27 protein-coding genes are annotated in these 26,675 nt (G+C 60.4%); 4 read left to right on the forward strand and 23 right to left on the reverse strand.

Translation table 11 applies throughout. The features are described from left to right. Positions 1-3: 3 nt before the first annotated feature. From AC8GFZ_RS07380 to AC8GFZ_RS07430, 11 genes are read right to left on the reverse strand one after another with little or no spacing between them, the layout of a single operon-like run. The gene (locus AC8GFZ_RS07380; RefSeq protein ID WP_506643847.1) at positions 4-486 is read right to left on the reverse strand and encodes an aromatic-ring-hydroxylating dioxygenase subunit beta; all 483 of its coding nucleotides are present in this window, start codon (positions 484-486) and stop codon (positions 4-6) included. Then, positions 483-1,805, reverse strand: a complete 1,323-nt coding sequence (locus AC8GFZ_RS07385; RefSeq protein WP_506643849.1) for an aromatic ring-hydroxylating dioxygenase subunit alpha — start codon at positions 1,803-1,805, stop codon at positions 483-485. The genes AC8GFZ_RS07380 and AC8GFZ_RS07385 overlap by 4 nt, the downstream gene beginning before the upstream one ends. 20 nt (positions 1,806-1,825) lie before the next feature. Further along, entirely contained in the window at positions 1,826-3,331 is a 1,506-nt protein-coding gene (locus AC8GFZ_RS07390; protein ID WP_506643851.1) for an indolepyruvate oxidoreductase subunit beta family protein, read from the reverse strand. Positions 3,332-3,336: 5 nt separating this feature from the next. Then, the gene (locus tag AC8GFZ_RS07395; protein ID WP_506643853.1) at positions 3,337-5,532 is read right to left on the reverse strand and encodes a thiamine pyrophosphate-dependent enzyme; all 2,196 of its coding nucleotides are present in this window, start codon (positions 5,530-5,532) and stop codon (positions 3,337-3,339) included. A gap of 47 nt (positions 5,533-5,579) precedes the next feature. Continuing rightward, entirely contained in the window at positions 5,580-6,059 is a 480-nt protein-coding gene (locus AC8GFZ_RS07400) for an aromatic-ring-hydroxylating dioxygenase subunit beta (protein WP_506643855.1), read from the reverse strand. Then, positions 6,056-7,381, reverse strand: coding sequence for a Rieske 2Fe-2S domain-containing protein (locus AC8GFZ_RS07405; protein WP_506643857.1), 1,326 nt, complete (start codon positions 7,379-7,381; stop codon positions 6,056-6,058). Before AC8GFZ_RS07405 ends, AC8GFZ_RS07400 begins: the two co-directional genes overlap by 4 nt. 17 nt (positions 7,382-7,398) lie before the next feature. Continuing rightward, a complete protein-coding gene (locus tag AC8GFZ_RS07410; RefSeq protein ID WP_506643859.1) occupies positions 7,399-8,712 on the reverse strand; it encodes a TRAP transporter large permease in 1,314 nt (437 codons plus the stop codon). Positions 8,713-8,730: 18 nt separating this feature from the next. Further along, positions 8,731-9,261: a TRAP transporter small permease gene (locus tag AC8GFZ_RS07415; protein WP_506643861.1), complete on the reverse strand. Its 531-nt coding sequence runs from the start codon at positions 9,259-9,261 to the stop codon at positions 8,731-8,733. A 9-nt stretch (positions 9,262-9,270) separates the two neighbouring features. Then, positions 9,271-10,257 (reverse strand): TRAP transporter substrate-binding protein DctP, encoded by a 987-nt coding sequence (dctP, locus tag AC8GFZ_RS07420; RefSeq protein ID WP_506643863.1) that lies wholly within the window; start codon positions 10,255-10,257, stop codon positions 9,271-9,273. Positions 10,258-10,268: 11 nt separating this feature from the next. Then, positions 10,269-11,261 (reverse strand): 3-hydroxybutyryl-CoA dehydrogenase, encoded by a 993-nt coding sequence (locus AC8GFZ_RS07425; protein ID WP_506643865.1) that lies wholly within the window; start codon positions 11,259-11,261, stop codon positions 10,269-10,271. After that, a complete protein-coding gene (locus AC8GFZ_RS07430; RefSeq protein WP_506643867.1) occupies positions 11,258-12,337 on the reverse strand; it encodes an NAD/NADP octopine/nopaline dehydrogenase family protein in 1,080 nt (359 codons plus the stop codon). The genes AC8GFZ_RS07425 and AC8GFZ_RS07430 overlap by 4 nt, the downstream gene beginning before the upstream one ends. Positions 12,338-12,489: 152 nt before the next feature. On the opposite strand from AC8GFZ_RS07430, the gene AC8GFZ_RS07435 reads away from it, so the two are divergent. Further along, positions 12,490-12,951 carry a MarR family winged helix-turn-helix transcriptional regulator gene (locus tag AC8GFZ_RS07435; RefSeq protein WP_506643869.1) on the forward strand — a complete coding sequence of 154 codons (462 nt, stop codon included), beginning with the start codon at positions 12,490-12,492 and terminating at the stop codon, positions 12,949-12,951. Between the two features lie 45 nt (positions 12,952-12,996). On the opposite strand, the gene AC8GFZ_RS07440 is transcribed toward AC8GFZ_RS07435, so the two are convergent. From AC8GFZ_RS07440 to AC8GFZ_RS07490, 11 genes are all read right to left on the reverse strand, one after another. Continuing rightward, positions 12,997-13,914: a polysaccharide deacetylase family protein gene (locus AC8GFZ_RS07440; RefSeq protein WP_506643871.1), complete on the reverse strand. Its 918-nt coding sequence runs from the start codon at positions 13,912-13,914 to the stop codon at positions 12,997-12,999. Next, positions 13,911-14,825 carry a polysaccharide deacetylase family protein gene (locus AC8GFZ_RS07445; protein WP_506643873.1) on the reverse strand — a complete coding sequence of 305 codons (915 nt, stop codon included), beginning with the start codon at positions 14,823-14,825 and terminating at the stop codon, positions 13,911-13,913. Before AC8GFZ_RS07445 ends, AC8GFZ_RS07440 begins: the two co-directional genes overlap by 4 nt. Then, the gene (locus AC8GFZ_RS07450) at positions 14,822-15,490 is read right to left on the reverse strand and encodes an isochorismatase family protein (RefSeq protein WP_506643875.1); all 669 of its coding nucleotides are present in this window, start codon (positions 15,488-15,490) and stop codon (positions 14,822-14,824) included. Before AC8GFZ_RS07450 ends, AC8GFZ_RS07445 begins: the two co-directional genes overlap by 4 nt. Positions 15,491-15,495: 5 nt before the next feature. Next, positions 15,496-16,110: a 3-isopropylmalate dehydratase small subunit gene (gene leuD, locus AC8GFZ_RS07455; protein ID WP_506643877.1), complete on the reverse strand. Its 615-nt coding sequence runs from the start codon at positions 16,108-16,110 to the stop codon at positions 15,496-15,498. Position 16,111: 1 nt separating this feature from the next. Then, positions 16,112-17,509, reverse strand: a complete 1,398-nt coding sequence (leuC, locus tag AC8GFZ_RS07460) for a 3-isopropylmalate dehydratase large subunit (protein WP_506643879.1) — start codon at positions 17,507-17,509, stop codon at positions 16,112-16,114. Between the two features lie 106 nt (positions 17,510-17,615). Then, on the reverse strand, positions 17,616-18,857 hold the full coding sequence (locus AC8GFZ_RS07465) for an MFS transporter (RefSeq protein WP_506643881.1): 1,242 nt from the start codon (positions 18,855-18,857) through the stop codon (positions 17,616-17,618). A gap of 179 nt (positions 18,858-19,036) precedes the next feature. Continuing rightward, on the reverse strand, positions 19,037-19,513 hold the full coding sequence (locus AC8GFZ_RS07470) for a hypothetical protein (RefSeq protein ID WP_506643883.1): 477 nt from the start codon (positions 19,511-19,513) through the stop codon (positions 19,037-19,039). Between the two features lie 78 nt (positions 19,514-19,591). After that, entirely contained in the window at positions 19,592-20,365 is a 774-nt protein-coding gene (locus AC8GFZ_RS07475) for an SDR family NAD(P)-dependent oxidoreductase (protein ID WP_506643885.1), read from the reverse strand. A gap of 88 nt (positions 20,366-20,453) precedes the next feature. Next, entirely contained in the window at positions 20,454-21,728 is a 1,275-nt protein-coding gene (locus AC8GFZ_RS07480) for a Rieske 2Fe-2S domain-containing protein (protein WP_506643887.1), read from the reverse strand. 92 nt (positions 21,729-21,820) lie between these two features. Then, complete coding sequence (locus tag AC8GFZ_RS07485; RefSeq protein WP_506643889.1) at positions 21,821-22,828, reverse strand: Bug family tripartite tricarboxylate transporter substrate binding protein; 1,008 nt, start codon at positions 22,826-22,828, stop codon at positions 21,821-21,823. A gap of 90 nt (positions 22,829-22,918) precedes the next feature. Further along, a complete protein-coding gene (locus AC8GFZ_RS07490; RefSeq protein WP_506643891.1) occupies positions 22,919-23,323 on the reverse strand; it encodes a hypothetical protein in 405 nt (134 codons plus the stop codon). A gap of 126 nt (positions 23,324-23,449) precedes the next feature. On the opposite strand from AC8GFZ_RS07490, the gene AC8GFZ_RS07495 reads away from it, so the two are divergent. From AC8GFZ_RS07495 to AC8GFZ_RS07505, 3 genes are all read left to right on the forward strand, one after another. Beyond that, a complete protein-coding gene (locus tag AC8GFZ_RS07495) occupies positions 23,450-24,292 on the forward strand; it encodes a class I SAM-dependent methyltransferase (protein ID WP_506643893.1) in 843 nt (280 codons plus the stop codon). Between the two features lie 15 nt (positions 24,293-24,307). After that, positions 24,308-24,634: a hypothetical protein gene (locus AC8GFZ_RS07500; protein WP_506643895.1), complete on the forward strand. Its 327-nt coding sequence runs from the start codon at positions 24,308-24,310 to the stop codon at positions 24,632-24,634. Positions 24,635-24,735: 101 nt separating this feature from the next. Next, positions 24,736-25,692: a Bug family tripartite tricarboxylate transporter substrate binding protein gene (locus tag AC8GFZ_RS07505; protein WP_506643897.1), complete on the forward strand. Its 957-nt coding sequence runs from the start codon at positions 24,736-24,738 to the stop codon at positions 25,690-25,692. Between the two features lie 39 nt (positions 25,693-25,731). Here the strand turns inward: AC8GFZ_RS07505 and AC8GFZ_RS07510 are convergent, their stop codons facing one another. Further along, positions 25,732-26,523, reverse strand: coding sequence for a sulfite exporter TauE/SafE family protein (locus AC8GFZ_RS07510; protein WP_506643899.1), 792 nt, complete (start codon positions 26,521-26,523; stop codon positions 25,732-25,734). Between the last annotated feature and the right edge of the window lie 152 nt (positions 26,524-26,675).

The following is a 26,675-nucleotide window of genomic DNA, read 5'->3' on the forward strand; positions in this document are numbered from 1 at the left end:
CTTTCACATGAAAAGTTGGATATTGCCAAAGGCGGCATCGCAATTGACCAGGTCGACCCGTTTGAGCACGATGCGCCAATCTGCGCCTTGTAAGCGCAGGTCGTGGCTGGCCCACCCAGCGTACAGCTGTTGTTCGTCGCCACGGGTTTCGACATAGTGGAATGCGGTGCGCAAGCGCGCCTGGCCCAAGCCCGCATCGAGCATCTCGACGCTGGGGGCTTGCAGCAAATGGTGGCAGCGGCTGATGGGCTCTTGGGAAAAGGTGCGCCGGCCCTTGAGCCGCTCGACCCGGATGCCCAACAGCATCTTGTCCTCGTACATCAAAGAGCCTTGCAACAAAGGATCGGTCTGACCGTGGGTCAAGGGCATCCAGTAATGGGCGTCGTCGGTGTACAGCGCCAGCCACTCGTCCCAGCGCTGCTCATCAATGCAACGCGCCTCGTGGTAGACCACATCCACCAGGGTTTGGTGGGTCGACAAGCTCATGGCTTTACCTCAGGGCCCATGGCCAGGTACTTGGCCCAGGCGCGGTATTGGTTGCGCATTTGCAGCTCGCTGGTGCCATTCACCACTTGGGTTGGCGTCTGTGTTTCGGCAGGGTCATACAAGCGACCCACATTGACCCAATCGCGGCCACGCGAATGCAGGGCTTGCTGCGAACGCTCGTACACCTCCAGGTCATCATGACCCACCACCGAGGTTGGGGCATTGATCAAGCGGTTGTACATCAGGGTGCGCTCGAGCAACAAATCGGGTGCGCCCACCAAGCGAAAGGTCCATGACTCGACCAAGGTGCGATCCGCCGCCAAGGGTTTGAAGACACGCAGGGTTTGGATCGGCCCCTTGACCATGATGTTGGGGAAATAAATGGTGTTGTGGCGCACCTCACCCAAAATTTGTTGCGCCCGCTGTTCGCCATAAGCCGCCTTCATTTGGTCCCAATAGCCGGGCACCGGCGAATAGGCGGCGTGGATGGAGTCGGCCGTGCCGGTGTGGCCATGGCCATTGGGCCAACTGCGGATGCCCATGCCTTCGAAAAACTCATATGGGCTGACAAAGGGTGCAAACAACTCGACCGCCATGGGCTTGGGCGTGCCCTCGGGGGCCGCCTTCCACACCTTGACCGCCGTGCCGGCAGAGGATTCATGCGCCACCATGGGGTGGCAGGTGTCGGTTTGGTTGTCGACCAACATCTTCCAGTTGCAGCGGTGCATGTAGCGCAACACACCGCCGGCCACTTCCAGCTTGCCTTCGGGGGATCGGTCAACCATGTTGTCAATGGTGGAGAGTGAGTCCCCGAAAAAATCGGCAAACGATTCGCCTTGTTGCGATAAACGACAAAACACAAAGTCGCGGTAGACCTGCACCGCGCCCACTGCGGCCATGCCCAGCGCCGCCTCGGTGCCTTCCAAACCGCTGTGCGCATAGCCACTTTTCAGGGGAATGGCCAACACAGCCCCATCCAACTGGTAAGTCCATGCGTGATAGGGGCAGCGAAAAAATTTACCTGTGTTGCCCTGCTCACGACCAGCCACCTTGACGCCTTTGTGGGCGCAGCGGTTGTGCAAAACGCTGATACCCCCGTCCCATTGGCGCACCATCACCACCGGCTGATCGCCCACCGTCGTGGTGGCATAGTCACCCGGCTGCGGAATTTGGCTGGCGTGCCCCACAAACACCCAGGTGTGGGTGAACACGGTTTGCATTTCCAGCGCAAACACATCCGGGTCGATGAAGGCGTCGCGATGCACCTCACAACCGCGCATCCAACGGCGGGTGTCGGGGGGAGATGATGGGTTGGGCATGGCCATTCCTGTCAAGCAGTTCAGGCCCAGCCCTGGGCGGCCAAGGTGCTGTGAAAAGCCTTGCCGTGCTCGTCGGCCAAAGCCGCTTCGCGCAAGTCACGCAGCTGCTCAGCGCTCAACAAGGCCCCGTGCTGCGCCACCAAGGCCAACAAACGGTCATGGTGTTGATGGCCGCGCGCATGGGTGTCGCTGTAGCCCTTGATCAAACGCTGGCACCACACGGTTTCCAGTGCCAATGCGGGGTGGGTGGGCGCCCATTGGCAGACCAAATCCAGCCACTGTTCGATGCGTTGGTTTTCCAGTCGGTAACGCAGCGTTCCACGCCGCCATGGCTTGAAGGCCGAGACCGCATACAAGAGAAAAAATCCGCCCAAAGAATTGGTTTGCACCACGCGCCCATGGCTGAGCCAGCGCTCGCCCCAGCGACGCCATGTGGGGGAAGCCCATAGCCACGCGCCCAGGCCCGCCGGCAAGGTTTCGCACACCTCTTGAAAACGGGGGTGCATGTATTCATTGATGCGCAACAACTGATCGGCTTGGGCATGGACCTCTTCACGCACCCGGGAAAAACGGGTGCCCCGGGTTTTCAGGTCAGCCACGCGCACCGTGTCTTCGTACGACATCCACAAGGCCAAATGCCGTGCCAAGGCGGCCATCAAATCCAGCGGGTCTTGGGCCAGCAGGGCATGCAGCCGGCGCAAACGGGCCACATACAGTTGCGCATAGGCAGGGTCTTGGTAATCGGCCATGCGCCGCACGCCCTCAATGGCCAAGGACCGGGCTGGCTCGGCCAACATCGCCCACACTTGATCGACACATTCGCGCATGACAGGGTTTTGGGGCACCGGTTTGAGCGCTTCGGGCTGGGCTGGCGCAGGCGCGACCACCACCGGGCTGTGCGCTTGCGACAAGCCCTGGGCAAAGGCGCGCAAACTGCTTTTCACGCCCAAACCCGCACGCTCGATGGTGGCTTCAAATTGATCGCGGGAGAACGGCAACAAACCTACACCTGCCAGCGCGCCGAACAACACCGCACTGATGACACTGCCCTCTTGCTCGGCCAAAGCAGCCATGTCAAAACACACCAGGCGTTGGGCGGCAGCCTCGGCATGGGCCAACAGTTGCTCGGGGTCCACACGGCCATCGCCCAAAGCCGATTTTTCGGTGATGGAGTAAACCCGGTGGGTCGACGCAATGAGGGTGGTTCTGTCGCTGGTGACCAAGCCGCGCTGCACCGCGCGGCCGGCTTCCATCAGCTCCGAGGCCAACACAATGTCCACGTCTCCTGGCAAGGGCATCAAGGCCAGCACCGGCTCCAGCCCATCCGCACCGGGCGTGGCTTTGGGAAACAACTCAACGTAATAAATGGTCGCACCGGTGCGCTGGGCCACACCGGGCACCGAAGTGGTTTGAGCCCAATGGCCAGCGTGTTCGGCCAAGTCCACGATCCAGTCGGCCAGCACGCCACCGCCCTCGCCGCCCATGGCCAGGATGGCGATCTTGATGGGTTGGGGTGATTTCGCCATGCCCATCAGAAAGCCCATTGCGACAATTGTTGGGCGCGCCGACGCTGCAAGCCCGCCACGATGCGCACACGCAAGCCGTCCCACCAACGCTCCCAGGCCGAGGGGTGGCTGACGATTTGGGCTTTGTAAAACGAGGGGCACAGCACCGCCGCGTGGGATACCTCGCCACACATGCCGCATCCGACACAGCTGTCGAGCACGGTGGTGACCGGGTCGGTGCGCAATGGATCGGGGTTGGGTTTGATCGACAAGGATGGGCATCCTGAAATGCGGATGCATGCCCGGTCCCCGGTGCAGGTGTCGGCATCGACACCGAAGCGCTCGCGCACCACCCGCTTGCCCGCAGCGAGTTGGGCCCGCACCTGGGGCTTTTCGCGCCGCTGCCGATTGAGCATGCACTCCGACTGGGCCACCAATACTTTGGGGCCTGCGTGCTGGCTGGTCAAGGCTTCTTTCAAAGCGTCACGCATGCCCGCCACGTCATAGGTGCGCTTGAAGGTGCGCACCCATTCCACGCCGACGCCGCGCACCGCTTTCTCAATCAAGTGGCCGGTGCTGCGGGTGGGGTTGAGGGCCTTGGACGAGAGCACGTCTTGCCCGCCGGTGGCCGAGGTGTAGCTGTTATCAACCACGATGGTCAGGTTATTGCTGCGGTTGAACACCGCGTTGGCAATGCCGCTGGTCAGGCCGTTGTGCCAAAAGCCGCCATCGCCCATGATGGAAATGGCCCGCTTGCCCGCTGGCACGTTCATGGCTGAAGCGCCAGCGGTGCCCAAACCATAACCCATGGTGGTGTTGCCGATGTGGAACGGCGGCAAGATGGAAAACAAGTGGCAGCCAATGTCAGCGCTGACATGATGCGGGCCCAGTTCTTTTTCAACCAACTTCATGGCGGCAAAAATCGGACGCTCGGGGCAGCCGGTGCAAAAGCCGGGCGGGCGCGGTTGCACCACTTGCTGCAAAGGCTTGAGGGCTATCACTTTGTGCGCCTTGGCCGGCGCGGGCGCCAAGCTCGGCACCACGCTGGTGGATGTGGACAAACCCGAAACGCTGGGGGCTTGCACCGAATCCAACAAGCCATACAACTGGGCAAAGGCCTGCACCCCTTTGAGCACCTCGTGCAAGGTGTATTCACCCGCCGGTGGCAACAGGTCTTTGCCGTGCAGCACGGCCGTGCAACCCGCATGGCGCAACACGGTGGCGACGTTTTGCTCAACGAAATTGGGTTGGCCTTCTTCCACCAACAAGACCGCACGCTTGCCCTCGCAAAAGCGCAAAACTTCGGCATCGACCACGGGGTAGGCCACGTTCATCACATACAAGGGAACCCGGCTGCGGCCATACACATCGGCCAAACCCATGCGCTCCAGCACCCGCACCAAGGCGTTGTAATTGCCGCCCTGCACCAAGATGCCCACATCTTGGAGATCGCCGTCGAAAAATTCATTCAGCTGGTGCTTTTCAATGAAGGCCACCGCCGCCGGCCAACGCTGCTTGAGCTTTTCTTGCTCGTGAACAAAGCTCGCGGGTGGCAAGACAATTCGGCTGACGTCGCGCTGCGGTTGCTCCATGGCTTTGTGCAGGGCAAAGGGCGCGCGCACATTGTCACTGGCCATGAAGCGCCCATGCACATGGCAGGCGCGGATGCGCAGTTGCAACATCACCGGGGTGTGGCTGGCCTCGGACAACTCAAAACCCATCTTCACCGCCTTGACCATGCTGGGCAAATTGGGACGGGGATCGAGCAACCAAATTTGCGACTTCATGGCAAACGCGTGGCTGCGCTCTTGCATGATGGAAGATCCTTCGCCGTAGTCTTCACCCACCACGATCAAAGCCCCACCCGTCACCCCGCCCGAGGCCAAATTGGCCAAGGCGTCAGAGGCGACATTGGTGCCCACCGTGGCCTTGAAGGTCACAGCGCCGCGCAAGGGGTAATTGACCGAGGCGGCCAAGGTGGCGGCGGCGGTGGCCTCGCTGGCGCTGTTTTCAAAGCGGATGCCATGCTCTTGCAAAATGTCTTGGGCGTCGGCGAGCACGTCGATCAGGTGCGAGATGGGTGCGCCTTGGTAGCCCGCCACATACGACACGCCGGACTCCAGCAAGGCCTTGGTGACGGCCAAAATGCCCTCGCCGACGAATTCTTCGCCAGCACCTAAGCGCAGCTTTTGCACCTCTTGCACAAATGAACGTTCAGCCATGGTGGCGCTCTCCGGTGGGTGTGAAATGCAGTGGGTGCATGTAAGTATCAGGGAAACAGTTGAATGGCCAAGTGGGCTGCGCCCGCGTTGACCAGGTTGACCCGCTTGAGGGCGATGCGCCAAGCGCCATCTTCGCGACACAGGCGATGGCACCAGTGCCCGGCCAACCAGATTTGTTGCTCGCCACGGCTCTCGATGTAGGTGAACGGTGTGTACACCTCGGCCCGCTGGCCGTCACACAAGTCAACCTGCGGGGCTTGCAGCACATGGGCGCTGCGACTGGCAGGTTGTTGTGAATGGGCACGCCCCGCCAGCAAGCGTTCGACACGCAGGCTGAGCAGCAAGCGGTCTTCGTCGGCCAAGGCGTTGTGGGTGTCAGATTCGTTTTGGTCGATGCCGCCCAAGGGCACCCAATAGCGGCCTTCATGGGCGAACAATGCCAACCATTCGCGGTAAAGCGCATGGTTGAGCAAACGCGCTTCGGCCAGGACAAAGTCTTGCACGGCTTGGACATCTGCGGCGCTCATGCCAACTCCGAAGCCAGTGGTTGGGCCATGGCTTGTGCCCATGCACGGTATTGGTTGCGCATCAGCCATTCGTTGGCGCTGTTGGTGTCGGCGCTGGTGTGCGCACTTTCACCGGCTTGGTGATTGCGGTGCAAACTCACCCAAGGCTGTCCTTGGGCCTGCAAGCCTTGTTGAATGCTTTCAAACAAATGCACATCATCGTGGGCGACCACCGACATCGGCGAAAACACCAAGCGGTTGTAGGTCATGGCCCGCTCGAGCAGCACGTCAGGCGCGCCGACCGCCCGGAAACTCCAGGCCTCCACCAAGGTGCGGTCAACCGCCAGGGGGCGGATGACACGCATCGACAAAGGTGAACCCTTCAAGGCGATGCTGGGGTAGAGCACCGCGTTTTGCGGTGAACGTTGCAACACCTCTTGGGTGCGCTCAACGCCCCAGGCCGCTTCCAGCGCCGCTTGGTACTCGGGCAACACCGCATAGGCCGAGTGGATGCTGAAGTTCACCCCCAACAGGCTGTGGCCTTGGGGGTGGATGCGCGCACCCATCTGATCAAAAAAATCGTAACCATTGGCAAACGGCAAGATTTGCTCCATGGCCATGGGCATGGGTGCACCGCTGGGCTGCTGCTGCCACATTTGACGCGCCACACTGCTGGCCGACTCATGGGCAGATACCGGATGCACGCTGTCGTTGATGTTTTCCAGGTACATCTTCCAGTTGCAAGCCATGGTGTTGCGCAAGACCCCACCGGCCACTTCCAATCGACCCACGGGCGAGCGCTCCACCATGTTGTCAATGGCACGCAAAGCATCGCCAAAGTAAGTGTCAAAGTCCAGGCCTTCCGGGCTCAAACGCACAAAGACAAATTCGCGGTAAACATGCACACCGGGTAGCCGAGTGAGGCCTTGGCCATTGGGACTGGCATCCAAACCGGTGCCCACATACCCATCTTTGAGGGGCCTGGCCAAAGCTTGGCCATCCAAGCGATAAGACCAGGCGTGGTAGGGACAGCGCAACATCTTGCCCACATGGCCTTGGGCTTGGGAGTAGAGCTGGGAGCCTTTGTGCGCGCAGCGGTTGAAGAAGGCCTGGATGCGGTCTGGCGCATCGCGCAGCAACAAAATGGGCTGGCCAGACAAGGACACCGTGATGAAGTCGCCCACCTCGGGCATTTGGCTGCCGTGTCCGGCAAACACCCAAGCGCGGCCAAAAAAGCGCTGCTGCTCTTGCGCAAACAAGTCCGCATCGGTGTACAAATCGCGGTGCACACGATCGTCTTGCACCAAGGGGTGAAAGGTTGCGTTCGGCAACTCAGCGCTCATGGACTCGGCTCGGTGCATCAACTCAACAAGTTGGGCAACCAAGTGGCCACAGGCGGCCAAAAGAACACCAACGCCAGCACCGCAAAGCTGAATGCCAAGTAGGGCACCACGGCTTGAAAAATGTGCATCATGGTGACCTCTTTAGGAGCCACACCGCGCATGGTCATGAGCAACAAACCGTGCGGGGGCAGCAGCAAACCCAGTTGCATGCAGATCAAGAACATGATGCCAAACCACACGGGGTCCACACCCAATGACTGGATGATGGGCATGAAGATGGGCAAGGTGATGAGCATCATGCTGACCTGGTCCACAAACACGCCCAAGAAAATCAAAATCAGCAGCATACCCACAATGATGGCGTTGGTGGACAAGTTGGAGCCGGTGATGACCTGCACCACCCCATTGCTGACCCCAGAAAAGGACAAGATTTGGGCAAATGTGGTGGCACCGATGATGATGAACAAAATCATGCCCGAGATGGTGACCGTGGCACGCAAGCTGGCCAGCAGGTTTTTCAGCGTCAAGGCGCGGTAGGCCATGGCAAACAACACGGTGGTAAACGCACCAATCGCCGCCGATTCAGTGGGGGTGGCAATGCCCGCGATCATCACGCCCACGACCACCGCAAAAATCGACACCAAAGGGAGCACATATTTCACAAAGGGTTGGAACATGGCCCAACCCTTGTACTCGGTGAATTCGGTTTTGGGTGCCAGGTGCGGCTGAATTTTTACCCGGATGATGATGTAGGCCACAAACACCACACTCAAAATCAAACCCGGTACCACGCCGCCAATGAGCAATTTGCTGATCGAAATGCCCGACAGCGAGCCGAGCAACACCGTCAACGCCGAGGGCGGGATCAGCATGTCCACCGCGCCAATGGCCATCACCGGCCCGGTGGCCATGGTGGGGTGATAACCGCGTTGCAGCATCAGCGGCACCATCAAGCCGCCCAACATCGCGGTGGTGGCGATGGTCGAGCCCGAGATGGCAGAAAACACCGTGCCAGCCACAATCGCCACCACGGCCAAACGACCGGGCAGGTTTCTGATCAGGCGCTCTATGCCGTCGATCACCTTGACCGCCAAGCCGGTGTGGAACAACACCTCGCCCATGAGCACAAACAAGGGAATAGGGGTGAGGGAAAAACTGGCCACCGAGCCGACGCAATTGCGCACCATTTGTGCAATGCCGGCCTCGCCGCCCAAGATCAGCCAAGCACCAATCACGTTGATGACTAAAAACGAGAACACCACCGGCAAACCCAAAAAGAGCAGCACGGTGGATCCGCCCAACAACAACCAAGACGCCAATTGCCAACTCATGAAAATCCTTCGTGGGTTTTAGGCGGCTGAAACCGCTTCTTCGCGCGGCGCGCGCTCGCCATGCATCAAGCGGTGCATGCGAAACACAAATTCCACGGCCAACAAACCAAATGTCAGCGGTAAAAATGCCAGCCACCACCACACTGGGGTGGTCAAGGCTTTGATGAACATTTCACCGGTTTGCAAGCTGTCCCAGGTGGTGGTCAAGCCGTACCAAGCAATCACCAAAGAACACAGCAAGCCCAGCACATCCACGGCCCATTCACAGTACCAAGCCCACAGGGGCGGGATGGCACGCAGAAAAATATCCACCCGAATGTGCTGGCCCAGTCGCAGCAACCACGGTCCCGCGAACAAGGTGATGAGGTACAAAAAAGCCTCGGACAAATCGTTGGTCGCCGGCATGCCGCGCAAGCCTGGGATGAGGGGGACGTTGCGCAAAAATACATCGGCGCAAATCACCAGCATCAGGGCGAACAACATGGCGCAAGCCATCCAAGCCAGGGCTTCGTAGACCTGGCCCAACACGCGGGACCAACGATTCATCATGTCAACACCTTACTTGGGTTCAAGCATTTCGCGCAGCTTGGCGCCATGCGCCGGGCTGGACTTGACCACCGCATCCCAGGCGGCATCGTAGGCGGTTTTTTGCAAAATGCGTGACTGCTCGGCGTCCAGTTTGATGACCTGCAAACCCGCGTCTTGCTGCTTTTTGATTTCGGCAGGTGCATCTTTGGCCGCCATGTCCACGTTCTGGCTTTCCAACCAAACCGCTTGCTTTTCCAAGAAAGCGCGCTGAGCGGGGTTGAGTTTGCGCCAGGTATTGGCGCTGAAGATCACACCCAGCTCAATGGCGTAAAAGCCCGGTTCAATGCGGAACTTGGTTTTTTCATGCCAGCCCAAATCGAAAATGCCCAGCAGGGGCCAGCCGTAGCCGTCGACCACGCCGCGCTCCAAAGCGGTGTAGACCTCACCGGGGGCGATTTGCACCACGTTGGCACCCAGCTTTTGGAAGAAATCGCGGTAGATGGGCGCAATGCGCAGCTTCAATCCGGTCAGATCGGCCTTGTCGATGCGCTTGTTGCTGTAGATGTAGTACTGCACGCCTTCGCCGGTGCGGGCGTAGTAGTACAGGCCTTTTTCCATCATGATTTTGTTCAAGTAGTCGATGGCGCCGTTTTTGCGCATCTCGGCCATGGTTTGGTTGGTGTAGTTGATGGCCAAGCCTTCGGGCACGATGCCGGCCACAAACGAGGTGGTGGTGTTGGACATGTCGACCACGCCACTGCGCAAGGCATTGCCCTGCTCAAAGGTGGGGATGGCCTTGGGGCCACCGATGTAGTTGATCTGCACCAGGCCTTTGCCCTCGTCGTTGACCTTTTTCACGAAACGCTCAAAGTTGCGGGCGTAATAGGTGCCCTCTTGGAAAGCGTTCACCGCCTTGAGGGTGATCTCCTGGGCTTGCGCGGCCAGTGGAGCGGCCAATGCAGCTGCGGCCACGCACAAACCCAACAGGGTGTGGCGTTTAAAACGATTCGGTGACATGGTGAACTCCTTCAGTCGTGGGTGGTGGTTGCGGGGGGATGCCAATGCCCGGCATGCTGGAGCATGCCCAGGGTTCGAGACAGGATGTCTCGGCGATAGGCCGCGATATCGCGACCATCGTAATCGTAAAAACCAGCACCGGTTTTCAAGCCGAGCTGGCCTTGGGCCATTTTGTCGGCCACGATGGCCGGGGTGGCATAGCGGTGTGGGTCGATGCTGGCGGCCATTTCGCGGCTGGCGTGGAACAAAATATCGTTGCCACCGAGATCGATGAACTCGATCACGCCCAGCGCCGCAAAACGCAATCCCATGCCGTAGCGGGTGGCCACATCGATTTCTTCAGCGGTTGCTGCGCCCTCTTGAACCATGCGCGCGGCTTCATTCATCACCAGGGCTTGCAAGCGCGGCACGATGTAACCCGGTGTGGGGCCACACACCACCGGCAGTTTGCCAATGGCGCTCATCAAGGCTTTGGCGCGCGCCAGCACCGCCGGGTCCAGGCGGGGATGGGTGCTCAACTCGACCACCGGGATCAAATACGCCGGGTTGAGCCAATGGATGTTCAAAAACCGCTCCGGGCCCAGCACCCACGGCACCAAATCGGTGACCAATATGCTGCTGGTGGTGGAGGTGATGATGGCATCAGCGCGGCAAGCTGCACCGATGCGCGCCATCGCGCTTTGCTTGGCGGCCATGGTTTCAGGGACACCTTCAAACACCATCTCGGCTTGGGCCAATGCGGCATCGGCACCCGCCTCGTTGACCCATGACACGCGCGCCACCATGGCCGAAACCAACGCTGGGTCAAAAGCCCCCAACTCAGCCAAGCTGTTCAAACTGCCCCGCACCTCATCCGAGGCTTCTTGCTGCAAAGCTTGCCATTGGTCGGGCGTGCGCGAGCGCAAATCGACCACGGCGACACGATGACCCGCGTAAGCAAAGGCGGTAGCAATGCTGCGGCCCATGCGGCCAGCGCCGACCGCGACAAAACGCGCCACGCTCATGCACCCTCTCCTTGGTGCAGCATCTCGCGCAATTGAGCTGGGCTGTGGTGCAGCAGGCCCAAGGCCTCCAAGCTGCGTGGGCCCTGGCGCAAATCGCGCCCCAAATAACCGCCCGTGATGGCCACCAAGCCATGGGCGATGGGTGCATCCACGCCCACCCAGCGCGCGACAGAACACAAAAAGGCCAAGCCCAGTTCGATGTCTTCGGTGACATAGCGGTGGTGGTGTAGGTCGATGTTCTCGCGCCAGTCGCCCGACTTGACCAATTTTTTGTGCGCATCGCCATACATCCAGCGGTCGTTTTCGTAATGGTCGCGCAAGGGGTAATGCGGCGCGCCCCAACCCACGGCCTCGCGCACGGCGATGCGCTCCTGATCCAGTTGGTTGGTGACGGCGCGCACACTGGCTTGGGTGCCTTCGTTGTGGATGTCCCAGCGCTCAAAGTGCTGCAAGGGCGCGGCATTCATGACGATCAAGGGCGGGTGAATGATGGGGCCGGCATTCATCAAAGCCCCCGACAGGGCGTCGCCACACGCGTGCACGCTGGGGTAGGCGCGGCGGATCACCGCCAAGGCAGCGTCGGCATGGATGGCGGGGTACACACCCGTGGGCAGGTGCACCGCACGGATGGTGAGGTTGACTTCGCGTGGGCCGTGCTTGCGCGCCAAATACGGCAAGGTGCCGGTCTCGGCCCAGCGCACATCGGCCTGGCAACCCAGGGCGCGCACACGCCGGGCCATGGTGAAGCTGCCAAAAGTGCCGGGGGCCAAAAAAACCACTTGGCCGTCTTGCAGATGCGGGGCCATGGCTTGGGCAATGTCGTCATGGGCAATGGCCGGGGTGGGCAGCACAATCAGCTCAGCCCCGCGCAGGGCCACGCCAATGTCGGCGCTGACGCTGTGGATGGGCACATCGCGTTCACCATCGCTGTCTTTGAGGCGAATGCCGCCTTCGGCCAGGACCGGCGCGAGGGCTGCGCCATCCCGCCGCCACAAACGCACTTCATGCCCAGACAGGGTTAAATCTGCAGCGGCTGCATAAGCCCCGTGTCCCCCTCCGAGCACAGCAATTTTCATGGCGTCTTTCAAAATTGGGGCTATTCCCCTTTGAGATACATTACTTTGGAAATGTTTTCCTGTCAATCAAAAAACCATCAGGGTTAATCCTCTGGGGCAGGACGGCGTGATGCCACAAACTTTTCCATCGCAGCCTCAATCCAATTTTTAAAATGCAAGCGCCGTCGAAACCCCCATCTCAGCCGCCTTTTGTGGACGGCTACTTGGCCGCCTTGCTGGGCCAAGCCAGCCAAATGATTTCCACCGAATTTCACCAAGTCGTGCGCTCGCACGGTTTCTCGGTGGCCGAATGGCGGGTGTTGGCCAGCTTGTTTGGCAGCAAGGGCATGAGCATTGGTCACCTCGCCACCATTTCATTGACCAAGCAACCCACGGTGACCCGCTTGCTCGACCGCATGGAGGCCTTGGGCCATGTGCGGCGCACGCCCCAAACCAAAGACCGGCGGGTGACGCATGTGAGCATCACCCCGCAGGGTCAGAAAATTGTCAAATCGCTGATCAAGCAAGCCAAGGCGCACGAGGAAAAAATACTCGAGCCCTTTGGTTTCGCACAGGCAGAAGCTTTAAAGCACACCTTGCGCCAAATCATCACCCAGCGACGCCAATCGGTTTGAGTCACTAGGGGTGTCAGCGCCCCCAACTGCAGCTGGCCTGAGCCCTCAGGCTTTGGCGTGGCTGGCTTTCCAAGCGTCCATGATCTGCCCGCCAGTGGCGGCCCACACGCCGGGCTTGGACAAGATGTGATCGAGCACATCGGCCAACACACCAATGCGGTAAGGCTGGCCAATCGCCCAGGCATGCAGGGGCAAGGCCATGACGCGCGGGCCTTGGCGCTCGCTTTCGGCATACAGATAGTCAAACTGGTCGATCCACTGCTGGCGCAAGTCGTCTTCATCTTGGTGCCACGCGATCAGCAAGCCCGCGTCTTCGATGTCGGCACACAAGGGCATGGCCACCATCTCGCGCCCACCGGCACGGATGGGGTAAGGCATGTCGTCGTTGACCCAATCGCACACATAGTCGATGCCAGCCGATGCCAACAAGTCCAGGGTGTCGTGAGACTCGCTGCGTGCCGGCGACAACCAGCCGCGCACCGGTGCAAAGCGGCGCACGATGTCCAAACTGCGCTCAATCACTTGCGCTTCGTCAGCCATGCCGGTGTGGTGCACATGGTCCATGTCCAGACCGTGGCCCATCAGCTCCCAACCGAGATCGACACAGGCTTGGGCCAAAGAGGGATAGCGCGCCGCCACCGCCGCATTGATGGGCACGCTGGCCGGGATGTTGCGCGCGCGCAGCTCCTTCATGATGCGGTAAATGCCCACCCGGTTGCCGTAGTCGCGCAAGGTGTAGTGGCGCAAATCGGGGTACGCGGTTTGCAACGAACCGACCGGCTTGAAGGGCACGCCCTTTTGGTTCAGGGGAAACCACTGCAAAGACGCCGTGACCCACAGGGCCACCCGGGCGCCGCCGGGCCATTGCACCGCAGGGCGGTCGGGCAGCATCGACCAGTCGTAACGGTCGTGGTCCATGCCGTATTGGCGCTTGGGGTAGCGCAGATAGTCTTGGGCGATCATGGGGCTTCTCCCACAGGCACAGAGGCCTGCTCAAAAGCACTGTAATCGTGGTCCAAAAAGTGTTGGGCGATTTCGCGCCCGGTGGCCAACCACACCTTGTCGTGCCCGGTGATGTAGGCCAAGGCTTCTTCAAAGGCTTTCATGCGATAGGGCTGGCCAATCAAATACGGGTGCAAGGGAATGCACATCACCGTGCCCGATTGCTCACCCTCGGCATACAAGCGGTCAAATTGGCGCTTGATCATTTCACCGTAACGGTGCGGTGTGACCCAATTGACGCTGAAGGCGATGGCGTCGTTCATCTCCAGCGAGTACGGCATGCTGACCAAGCGCCCATGCGGCACCTTGACCGGGCCAGGTTGGTCGTCATGGAACAAATCGCAGACATAGGTCAAACCGGCCTCGGCCACCAGGTTCAAGGTCTGGTCGGTGTAGGACAGCGCCGGCGAGAGCCAGCCGTCGAGTTTTTGACCGGTGTGTTTTTTGATGGTGTCGATCGAGTCGCGGATGAGTTCGCGCTCTTGGTCCGGCGTCATGTCGAACACGTAGCGCGTGTTGTAAGTGCCGTGGGAGTAAAACTCCCAACCGCGCTCGACACAGGCAGCGATGATCTCAGGGTGATGCTCACACAAAGCCACGTTGAGCGACACGCTGCCGCGCACACCACAGCGGTCCATGGCCTCCATCATGCGCCACATGCCGACCCGATTGCCGTAGTCGCGGTACGAGTAGGCCTGCACATCGGGGATGGGCCTGGGCCATGGGGTGCGCTTGGGGTTGGGCGGGGGCTCGAGTTCATAAAACTCGATGTTGGGCGCCACCCAAAACGCCAACTGCGCGCCATTGGGCCAGCGGATGGGCGGGCGATCTTGGTAGGGCAAAAAGTCGTAAAAGCCCGGATCGCGTTTCATGACGGCAAGCCCTCTAGGTAGGCCAAGACCTCCTTGACCGACATGACGTCGGCGTACTTGATGGCCATGTCGTACAAATTGGCAAAGTGCGGGCTTTCGTGCTTGTCGGCCACACATTCCTCTGGAACGATGGTGCGAAAACTGCGCGACAAACTGTCGACCACCGTGGCCCGCACGCAACCCGAGGTCGAGCCGCCGGTGACGATCACGGTGTCGATGCCGTGAAAATTGAACACCGAATTGAGGTGGGTTTCATGGAAGGCCGAAGCCATGCGCTTGTTGATGACCACATCGCGCTGGTGATCGATTTGCAAGCGGTCATCGAACTCCGAGCGGCGCGAGCCGACCTTGATGTTTTGCAAAGAGTCGGGGGTGTTGGTGCGGGTGCCCCAGATGCCACAGTCCTCGCCCGATTCCATGTAAGCCACATAGGTCCACACCACCGGTCCGCCCTTGGCGCGCAAGGCGTTGGAGATTTGGTTCACATAGGCCAGTTGCTGCGGATCGGTTTCGTAGGCGGTGGCAAACTCACCCACGCAGGTGTAGGCTTTTTGCAAGTCGATGTTGATGATGGCCGGGCGTTTGCCAAAGCCAAAGCGGCGGCGGGTCGGGTTGGCCTTGATGTCTTCAAACAATTGGCGCGCGGTTTTGTTGGAGTGTTCCATGCGATTCAAAGGTTAAAAAGCCAAGGGTGGGCTTGGCGGTATTGCACCTCAAAGGATTTGAGGGCGGCGTCATGCTGCAAGGTGACACCGATCTCATCGAGTCCCTCGACCAAACATTTCTTGCGAAATGCATCCATCTTAAAAGCATAGACCTGGCCATCCGGCCCGGTCACGGTTTGGGCGGGCAAGTCCACCCGAATGTGGGCGCCCGGCTGGGCGTGCAGTTGCTCACGCATGCGCACGCACACGGCAATGTCCAATTGCACCGGCAGCAAGCCTGTTTTGAGCGAGTTGAGGTAAAAAATATCGCCAAAGTCAGCGGCAATCACACAGCGGATGCCGTGGTCCACCAGGCCCCAAGGCGCTTGCTCGCGGCTGGAGCCGCAGCCAAAGTTGCGGTCCGCCACCATGATGATGGCGCTGCGGTAAGGCGCTTGGTTCAGGATGAAGTCGGGACGCTCGCTGTCATCGTCATTGAAGCGCACGTCACGAAACAAAAACTGGCCATAGCCACCTTGGCGCGGGCGGCGCAAATACCGCGCCGGCAAAATTTGATCGGTGTCCACATCGGCCTGATCAAACGGAACGGCCACGCCGTCTTCCACCACAAATGCTTTCATGTCATTTCACCAAGCTGCGAACATCGGTCAATCGGCCGGTCAAGGCGGCCGCAGCGGCCATCGCCGGTCCCATCAAATGGGTGCGGCTGCCCGGTCCTTGGCGACCTACAAAATTGCGGTTGGAGGTTGAGGCGCAGCGCTTGCCCGAGGCCACCAAATCGCCGTTCATGCCCACGCACATCGAGCAGCCCGATTCGCGCCACTCAAACCCAGCCTGTTTGAAAATCTGGTCCAAGCCCTCACGCTCGGCCTCAAGCTTGACCCGGGTCGATCCTGGCGAAACCAGCACCGGCACCTTGGCCTGTCCCAAGCGCGCCACCGCAGCCGCAGCGCGCAGGTCTTCGATGCGGCCATTGGTGCACGAGCCAATGAACACCTGATCGACCGCAATGTCTTGCAGCGCCATGCCAGCTTGCAAGCCCATGTAGGCCAATGCACGCTCCATGCCGGCGCGCTTTTCGCTGTCGGGCTCGTCTTGGGGGTTGGGCACACAGGCGGTGATGGGCAAGCCGTCTTGCGGGCTGTTGCCCCAGGTCACCATGGGTGCGAGCGCGCTGGCGTCGAGTTGGATGTCCACATCAAAACGGGCATCCAGGTCAGAGGGCAGTGTGCGCCAGTGGTCCAAGGCCTGCTCCCACATCGCGCCCTTGGGTGCGTAGGCACGACCTTGCAGGTATGCAAATGTGATGTCATCGGGCGCCACCATGCCGGCGCGGGCACCAGCCTCGATGGACATGTTGCACACCGTCAAACGCTCCTCAATGCTCATGGCGCGGATGACGGAGCCGGCATATTCGATGACATGGCCCGCAGCGCCATTGGAGCCGAGCTTGGCAATGATGGCCAAGATCACATCTTTGGCGCTGACGTGCGCACCCCGCTCACCCTCGACCCGCACACGCAGGGTTTTGGAGCGCCGCTGCCAGGTGGACTGGGTGGCCAGCACATGGGTGATTTCACTCGCGCCCGCACCAAAAGCCAAAGCACCCAAAGCCCCGTGGGTGGAGGTGTGGGAGTCACCACACACCAACACCATGCCGGGTTGGGTCAGGCCTTGTTCGGGGCCGACCACATGCACGATGCCTTGGCGCGGGTCGCCCAGGGGGAAATGCAAGATGCCATGGGCTTGGGTGTTTTCCACCAAGCGTTCGACCACCCGGCGCTGTTCAGGGTCAGTGATCGCCGCCATCACATGGCTGCGGGTGGAGATGCCGTGATCGGGGGTGGCCGCCACCTGATCGGGGCGGCGCACGCTCAGGCTCTTTTCTTTCAAAAATTGAAATGCATGGACCGACCCGTCATGCACCAAATGGCGGGCCACATGCAACAGGCTTTGGCCATCGTCGCCATCAAGCACTTTGTGTGCATGCCAGATTTTTTCGTACAGGGTCAGGCCCATGGGGTGTTGCTCGTGTGGGTTTCAAACTGCGGGGAGCGCCCAGCGCTCGTGCCATCTTAATGCATGGGTTTGTGCGGGTTGATGCCAAATTTGAAAAGCGTTGTCCTCAGCCGTCCTTAGGCAATTGCGGCGGTTTGGCCATCAAAAAAAGCACCGACCCGGCGCAGGCCGTCACAGCCAGCACGGTGAAACCAAGCCGGTAATTGCCCGTCAGATCGGCAAAAAAACCAGCCACCAAGGGGCCGGCCACTTGCCCCAGGGCAATGATCACCGCGGACAAACCCAAAATCATGCCAATCGCATTGCGCCCGAAGTAATCGGCACGCAAGGCCTGCATGAAGGGCCCACGCAAGCCCCAAGCGATGCCATGCAACAAAGCAAAAGCCACCAACTCAGCCGAATGGGTGGCATAGGTCAGCAGCAGCAAACCACTGCCGTGCATCAGCATGCAGGTGGCCGCCACGCGCCGCTTGTCGTATTTGTCGCCCATCCAGGCTCCGGACAGCACACCGATGACCTGCCCCACGGTCATCAACAAAATGAACCACGCGGCCTCGGCCACGGTATAGCCCAGGCCCTCTTTCATGTGGCTGATGGCATGCACATTGACCGCGGTGACCACCAACAAGGCCACGCCGTGGCCCAAACCCAGCAGCCAAAACGCCTGGGTGCGCAAGGCTTGCCGCGCGGTGAACTCCACACCGGTGCTGCCCGGGTGAACGGCATCTTGGGCGGTCAAGGGATGGGGTTTGGGCACGCCATCCACCGTCAAACCCATGTCCTCGGGTCGACCCCGGATCACCGCGGCCAAGGGAATGCCAATCACCAAAGCCACCACCGCCGATGCCATGGCCGTGGCGCGCCAGCCAAAGCTGTGCATGGACCACGCCACCAACGGCACGGCCAAGCCGCCCAGCGCCAGCCCCAAGCTGAGCAAGGACAAAGCGCGTGCGCGTTGGCGCTCAAACCAATGGATGATGGCCACGGTGAGCGGAAAGTAGCCACACAAGCTGGCCCCCACCGCCAAGATGAGGGCACTGACATAAAACCCAGAGATGGATTCGATTTGGGACAAAGCCACAAACCCGATGGCGAAGACAACGACCCCCCAGCGGATCATGGCCTGCGGGCCAAAGCGATCCATGACCCAACCCAGCAAGGGCCCCAAAATGGCCGCCTCCAGCGATTGCATTGCCGCCGCGCCGGCCAAAGAGGTTTTGCTCCAGCCGCGCTCTTCGGCCAACAAGGCCACGTAAGCGCCAAAGGATTGGGTCAGCAGCGCCGATTGCATGAACTGCAATGAGCTGGCCGCGCCAGCGATGCGCCATCCATGAAAAATTGGGGGCAAAAAAAACTTTCCAGCGATGTCAACCCAAGGTCAGGTGCATCGCCTGGGGCAGCGCTGCGCCCCGACAAAGAGGTTTCAAAGGTGGCGGCGGTGACCGCCACAGCGGCAAATGAAGGCAAGTGCAGTATCGCCAAGCCCCAATGGCAGGTCAACCGCACATGCGACAGCGGTGTTCGACCTCAACGCCAATGGCGGTAACCGCGACCGCCATAAAAACCGAAATGAACCGAAAAAGGAAAGGGCCGATAAACCGGCGCATGCCCATAAGGATAGGGGAACATGACCACGGGCGGGGGCGGCAGCGGCGCCGGTGCGCTCACCCACACGGTGGTGGGTGCCATGGGCGGGGGCATTTCAACCACAGGGGTGACCTGGATGGGCAACGAAGGTCCCGGATCCTGGGCCAAAGCCGCACTGTAAGACTTGCCACCGTACTCATAAACCACGTTGTAATGGGTGATGCGGTTTTGCAACTGGGTGACTTGCCCACACAGGGCCGGTGCGATGCCCACACTGGTGCAACTGGGCTCGGTGACCGTGACCGTTTGGATCACTGGCGTGGTGGAGACCACCCGCGCCATCTCTTGGCCCCAAGCCGCTGACGACAGAACACAGCCCCAAAGGGCCAAGCCTGAAAAAAAGTTGCGTTGCGCCATGCTGCCTCCTGAAATGCATTTCTGCCAAGTCATTGTGCCAAACCCGACTGACTTCAAACCACGCGCAGGCATGCGGACTCACATGATGGACAAACCGCCATCGGCCATCAAGGTGGCACCCGTGATGAAGGACGCTTCGTCCGAGGCCAGCCACACAATCGGCCAAGCCATTTCTTGCGGTTCGGCCCAGCGGCCCATCAAGGAATTGCCAGCGCGCTCGGTTTTGAGTTGTTCGGGCGATTTGCCAGCCGCCACGGCTCGGCCGATGTGAAAGTCGGTGAAGGTCGAACCGGGACACACGGCATTCACACGCACGCCGTGCTGCACCTCTTCAAAAGCCAGTGTGCGGGTCATGGCCAGCATCCCGGCCTTGGTGCTGTCGTACAAGCCCATGCCTTTGCGCCCGATCAGCGCATGGGCCGATGAGACATTGACAATGCTGCCGCGTCCACTGGCACGCAAATGCGGCAAGGCCCAGCGGCTCATGGTGGCCGTGCCCACCAAGTTCACGCCCACCATCGCCTGCCACTCAGCAGGGGTGGCATCGGCCAAGGCCGAGTAATTGCGCATGGCCGCGTTGTTGACCAACACATCCAAGCCCCCCAGCGCCGCCACAGCCGTCTGCACGGCCGCCTGCGCTTGCCCTTCATCGGCGATGTCGGCTTGGGCCGTGTGCACGCTGGCCTGGGGAAATTCGGCCAGCAGTTTGGCTTGGGTGTCGCGCAAGGCCTGGGGGTTGGCGTCGAGCAAACACATCCGCGCGCCTTGGGCACAAAACAAACGCGCCGTGGCCGCGCCAATGCCCGCACCCGCGCCCGTGATCAAGGCGGCCTTGTTTTTCAAGCGGTCCATGAACCGCCGCGTTGCTGCGCGCCTCGCAATGACCAAGCTTTACAGGCCTCACGCCAAACCCGTGGCCGCACCACAGGGTCAGCGGTGCTCACAAGGTATAGACCGGTTTGGTCAAGTCGTTGGCCAAATGGTCCTTGGCCCAGGTCACCGGGTCTTGGGCTTTGTCCAGCAACACACCAGCGGCGCGCACCCGATGGGCCACGGCATTCAGCGCCGGCGGCGTAGCACCTTTGGCCAGATCGGTGGCTGCCTCGTAGAGCATGCGCCGCGCCATCACGATTCCGCGGTCGGTGGGCAATATCTTTTCTTCGGCATGGTTTTGGATCGGCCCCATGCTTTCTTGCAATGAATAGTCTTGCGCGGCGATGCCGGCCACGCCACTGTACAAACGACGCTCTTTTTGGGCTTTGCGATCGATCAGGTAATCGTTGTCTGAATTGGCCTTGGGAACAAAGCTGCCAGGCGCTTCGTATTCGTTGTGGATGCCACGACCTGCATGCATGTGGTGCAGTTCCTCTTCACCCAGCGGGGCTTCGGGCCGGTAGTTGATGCTCCAAGCCCAGCAATTGTGGTCATCGATGGGCACCCACACATGGCCGCCCAAGGCGTGGTCGCCAAACGGTGGGATCAAGGTGTACCAAGGGAACAACCACTGCGTGATGCGCCAGTAGTAGCTGTCGGGCTCACCCATTCGGCGGCCCAACAAGGTCATGCCAAATTCGGTTTTTTCAATGTTGAACACCACGTTGCCGTCGGCCTTGATGTAATCCAAGGCCTTGACACCCCGGTGCATGGGGTCGGTGGTCACGTCCATGCTGTGCACATACGACACGTGGGCGGTGTCAATGCCGCCCTCCATGGCTTGCAGGTAATTGGAGCGCTGCCAGCGCTTGGACACAAACACATGGCTGGGCGGCAGGGTGCACCACTCCACCTCGGGCTCAGCGGGTTGATGCTCGGCCGGCCCCATATAAGCCCAGACCACGCCACCGCGCTCGATGCAGGGGTAGCCCACGATCTTCATCTTCTCGCACATTTGCGGCGCAGAGGGCACATCCACGCAGTTGCCCAGGCGGTCGAATTTGACGCCGTGGTAAGAGCAGCGGATGCCCTTTTCTTCGTTGCGACCAAAAAACAGCGACACGCCGCGGTGCGAACAAAATTCGCTGATCAAACCGGGCAAGCCATCGGAGTCGCGAAAAGCCAGCAGCTTTTCACCCATGATTTGCACCCGCACCTGCGGGCCATCGGCTTCAGCAATTTCGCTGGACATGACCACCGGCACCCAATAGCGGCGCATCAAATTGCCCATGGGCGTGCCAGCGCCGGTCTGGGTCAAGGTTTGGGACATTTCGGGACTCATACAAACTCCTCTGAATAAAACAAGCCCCGCAGGGCCATGGGCGGTATTGTCGGCGCGCACCGCCCGAATGGGCGGCAACTGGTGCAAAAACCTCAGTCGGCCTTGGCGCCAGTGGCCTTGATCACCTTGCCCCAGCGCGGGATTTCGGTGGCGATCCAGGCGGCAAATTGATCGGGGTTGGAGGCGATCACCTCGAACTCCATCTCTTCCAGTTTTTGCCGAATCTCGGGGGATTGCAAAATTTTCACCAACTCACGGTGGTAGCGCTCAATGATGGGTTTGGGGGTGCCGCCCGTGGTCAGCAGGCCAATCCAAGATGTGGCCTCAAAGTCTTTGAAGCCGGCCTCGATCAAGGTCGGTACCTGGGGCGTGCTTTTGAAGCGCTTGGTGCCACTGACCCCCAGCAAGCGAAGCCGACCGTCTTTGGCAAACTGCTGCACATTGCCCGGCACAAAAAAAGCCACTTGGATATTGCCCGCAATCAGGTCGGTCACCGCTGGGCCAGCGCCCTTGTAAGGCACATGGGTGATTTGCACGCCCGCCGCCATTTTGAGCATTTCCATGGTCAGGTGCGAGGCACTGCCCACCGCCACCGACCCATAAGAAAACTTGGTCGGGTTGGCCCGCGCTTGGTTGACCAGGTCTTGCACCGACTGCAAACCCGACCCCGGGTGGGCCACCAAATACTGGGGCGACTTGACCGCCAAGGTGATCGGTGCCAAATCTTTCACTGGGTCATAAGGCATCTTGTCAAACAGCGACACATTGATGGCCATGGGCCCGTTGTAACCAATCAACAAGGTGTGGCCATCCGGTGCTGCCTTGGCCACCATGTCGGCGCCCAAATTGCCACCGGCGCCCGGTTTGTTCTCCACCAGCACCGGTTGCCCCAACACCTCGGACAGCTTGGGGGCCAGCAAGCGCGCCAACACATCATTGGTGCTGCCCACAATGGGAACGATGATGCGCACCGGCTTTGTGGGCGCCCACTCTGGCGTTTGGGCTTGGACTGCAAGGCTGATGGCACCCAGCATCACCATGGCTGAAGCACAGTGCCGCAAGGTGGTTTGGAGAAATTTAACGAACGGCAATCCATTCATGGCGGACTTTCTGGTGTTGTCAAAGAAACAAGGGGGGCTCAGAGGCCAATGACCTTACTTTAAAGCCTCAGGCCACGCTGATCGAATCGATCACGACCCCTTGAGCGCCAGCCACAGCGCCACGGCCAGGCTGACCAGCAGGGTCAGCCCCAGCCCCCATCCCAACCAGCGCGTTCGCGATTGCAAGCGATCGACCACCCCCATCAGGCTGGCATTTTGTTCGGCCAGATCGGCCATGGTTTGGGCCATTTGCGCTTGGGTTTGGCGCAGTTGCTCAGCTTGCACCTGCAACGCCAGGCAGCGATTTTTCAATTCACCCAGGCTGGGCACCTCAGCGGTCTCGGCGCTGGGTGCTGGGGTATTGGCTTCGGCCACCGCAGCGCCGGGGCGGTGTTTGTCGATCAAACCGCGCGCCTTTTCCAACACCTGGGGGGCGTGCTCCATCACTTTGCCCCAAGGCACCACCTTGAGGGCGGCCATCCATGAAATCGCCATTGTTTGTGCTCCATCTAGACCCCCACTGTGGCTGGGTCAAGCCAGAGCTTACCCCCAGCGCCATGTCCCTGGGGCGCAACGGTCAGGCGGCTAATATCAGGCCACCCCGTTGACCAGGTCAGACCCATGATGAACCCATCACCCCTGCAAGCCGTCGAGCACTTCTACGACTTCCACCCGATCAGCGCGGATCAAATATTCCAAGCGGTGGCAGCCCGTCAAATTGCCCGCGAGGACATCACCCAAGCCGTGCTGAGCGCGCACGACCAAGACCATTACGGCGGTACCGAGGCGGTGGACCACTTGATGGGTCTGGCGGCCATCACCGCTGATGACCATGTGCTCGATGTGTGCGCCGGCATGGGCGGGCCCGCGCGCTACATCGCATGGAAAACCGGTTGCAAAGTAACCGGCTTGGATCTGACCGCCTCACGGGTGGTCGGTGCCCAAGCCTTGACCGAAGCCGCCAGATTGGGCGCACAGGTCGATTTTGTCCACGGCAATGCGCTGGACATGCCCTTTGATCCCGCGCAGTTCACCTGCATCATCAGTCAAGAGGCCTTTGCCCACATCCCCCACAAGAACCAGCTCATCGCAGCGTGCGCCCGGGTGCTGAAGCCGGGAGGGCGCATGGTGTTTTCAGACATCATGAGCCACCAAACCCTGTCCGCGCCAGACGCCCAGCAGCTGTACGACGGCATGCGTTTTTCAGAAATCGCCACCTTGGTCGACTACCAGCAATGGTTTGAGCAAGTGGGCATGCGCTGGGTGCGCGCCATCGATCTGAGCGCCGAGTGGACGCGCATTTTGGTCGACCGCCACGCCATGTACCGGTCTTTGAAAGACGCCACCGTGGCCCGCTTGGGGCAGGCGCATTTCGACCGCTATGACGCGGCTTACGCCCATTTCGTGGGCTTGTACCAAAGCGGTGTTCTGTCGGGTGCCTGGGTGGTGGCGGCCAAAGACTGAGCCGCAACGCCCACCATGCGCGCGCACCACCATGTGTATGTGATCGAGTTGGACCCCGATGTGTGGCGCGAGCCCAAATTTCGCCGTGCCAACCCCGACTACGCGCCGCAACCTGGCAAGCCGTGTGTCTATGTGGGCATGACCGGCCTCGACCCCGACACCCGGTTTGACCAACACAAGGCCAACATCAAATCCAACCGCTTTGCCCACCAATATGGCTTGCAACTGCTGCCCGCCATTTACCAATCTCTCAACCCCATGCCCTATGCCGATGCGCAGTTCATGGAGGTCGATCTGGCCATTCGCCTGCGCGAAGCTGGCTTTGGGGTGTGGCAAGCCTGATGACCCGGTGGCTGTGCATGCCAAAATGTTTCCCGCCCCATCCCAGCGTAGCTCGCGCCATTCCTGATGGCGAGCTTGGCGCACCCTTTTGAAAGACCACCATGCGCCTGCTTTGCACCCTCACCGCCTTGACCCTGGCTTGCGCCAGCGCTGGGGCCCAAACCTATCCCACCAAATCCATCCGCTGGGTGGTGCCGAGCACGCCTGGCGACGGCTCGGATGTGACCGGGCGCCTGATCGCCGACAAAATTTCTCGCGAACTGGGCCAAGCGGTGGTCATCGACAACAAGCCCGGCGCTGGCGGCGTGCTGGGCTCTGACGCGGTGGCCAAGTCAGCGGCCGACGGCTACACCATGATTGTGGGCAATGCCGGCTCGCATGGCGTCAACGCCGGCATCTACAGCAAGCTACCCTACGATGTGGTGAAAGATTTTGTGCCTGTCGCCATGATTTGCACCACCCCGAATGTGATGGTGGTCAGCCCCAACACCAAGGCCAAAACCGTGGCCGAATTCATCGCCCTGGCCAAGGCCAACCCCGGCAAGTTCAACTATGCCTCGGGCGGCGTGGGCAGCTCGGCCCACTTGTCGGCCGAGCTGTTCAAAAGCATGACCAGCACCGACATCACCCACATTCCCTACAAAGGTTCATCACCAGCGGTGGCCGCTTTGTTGGCGGACGAATCGCAATTGATGATTGGCAATTTGCCCCCTTGGTCGGCACAGATCAAAGCCGGCAAGATCCAGGCTTTGGCCGTCACCACGGCCAAGCGCCACCCCAGCCTGCCCGATGTGCCCGCCTTGGCCGAGGCCTTGCCGGGTTTTGAAACCGTGGCCTGGTTTGGGGTGCTGGCGCCAGCGGCCACGCCCAAAGCGGTGGTGGATCGCATGAATGCCGTGATCAACCAAGCGCTGGATCAAGCCGATGTGAAAGCGCGTTTGGCCACCCTGGCATGCGACCCCGCACCGGGCACGCCCGAAGCATTTGCCCAACGCGTCAACACCGATGTGGCGCGCTGGAAAAAACTCGCCAGCGAGCGCAACATCCGCGCCGATTAACGCGTCAGCAGCTGCTGGCGGTCTGGGGGCAACGCGGCTTCAAGCCATGACCAGTTTGGTGCCAGCCCAAGCCAGCAACACAGACAGCACCGAGCGAATGAAACGCTCAGGCGTTTTGTGAACCCAGCGCGAGCCGATCCATATGCCTGGCAAAGACCCGATCAACAGCCACCCCAACAAGGACCAATCCACCGACCCCAAAGTGGCGTGACCCAAGCCCGCGACCAAGGTCAGGGGAACGGCATAGGCAATGTCAGCAGCCACCACGCGTGGCAAAGGCAGTTGCGGATAAAGCATCAACAACACCATCACACCTATGGCGCCAGCCCCAACCGATGTCAAGGTGACCAGCACCCCGATCAGGGCACCAAACAGCAGCGGTCCAGCCCAATGGCGCGGGCGACAAGCGCGGTCCCCATCAACATCGCTCTTAGCGACTGGGACCTTTTTGCTGCGAACCACCTTGTAAAGCATGGCCACCGCGGTCAGTAACAAGGCCACGCCCAAGGTGTGGGTCATGACTCGTTGAACCACAGGCTGTGCGGGGCCAACCACATGCAAGGCCCACAAGGTCAGCGCCGCGGCAGGCAAGCTGCCAGCGCTCAGGCTCAGGACCACACGCCAAGGCACCAAGCGTTGCTGGGCCAAGCTCAAGGTACCAGCCCCTTTGGTGAATGCCGCAAAAAGCAAGTCGGTTCCCACCGCCAAATAGGGCTTGATGCCAAAGAAAAAGATCAAGATCGGGGTCATCAACGAGCCCCCGCCCACCCCCGTGAGGCCAACCACACAGCCCACCACAAAACCCGCACTGACATATCCGATTTCATTCATGGTTGCGGACTGTAATTCCGTCAAATGGTTTCACAAACGACTGAATAGTTGGATCGATATGCTGCGGACGCATATAGGTTTGCCCCGCACCCGTTGGCCTTGGCGCGCCCACGCCATACTGCGCCACAATTGCCCGCATTGAAATCGGCATA

The sequence above is a fragment of the Limnohabitans rimovensis (SeqCode) genome (genome assembly GCF_965234775.1).
Lineage (GTDB): Bacteria > Pseudomonadota > Gammaproteobacteria > Burkholderiales > Burkholderiaceae_C > Limnohabitans > Limnohabitans rimovensis.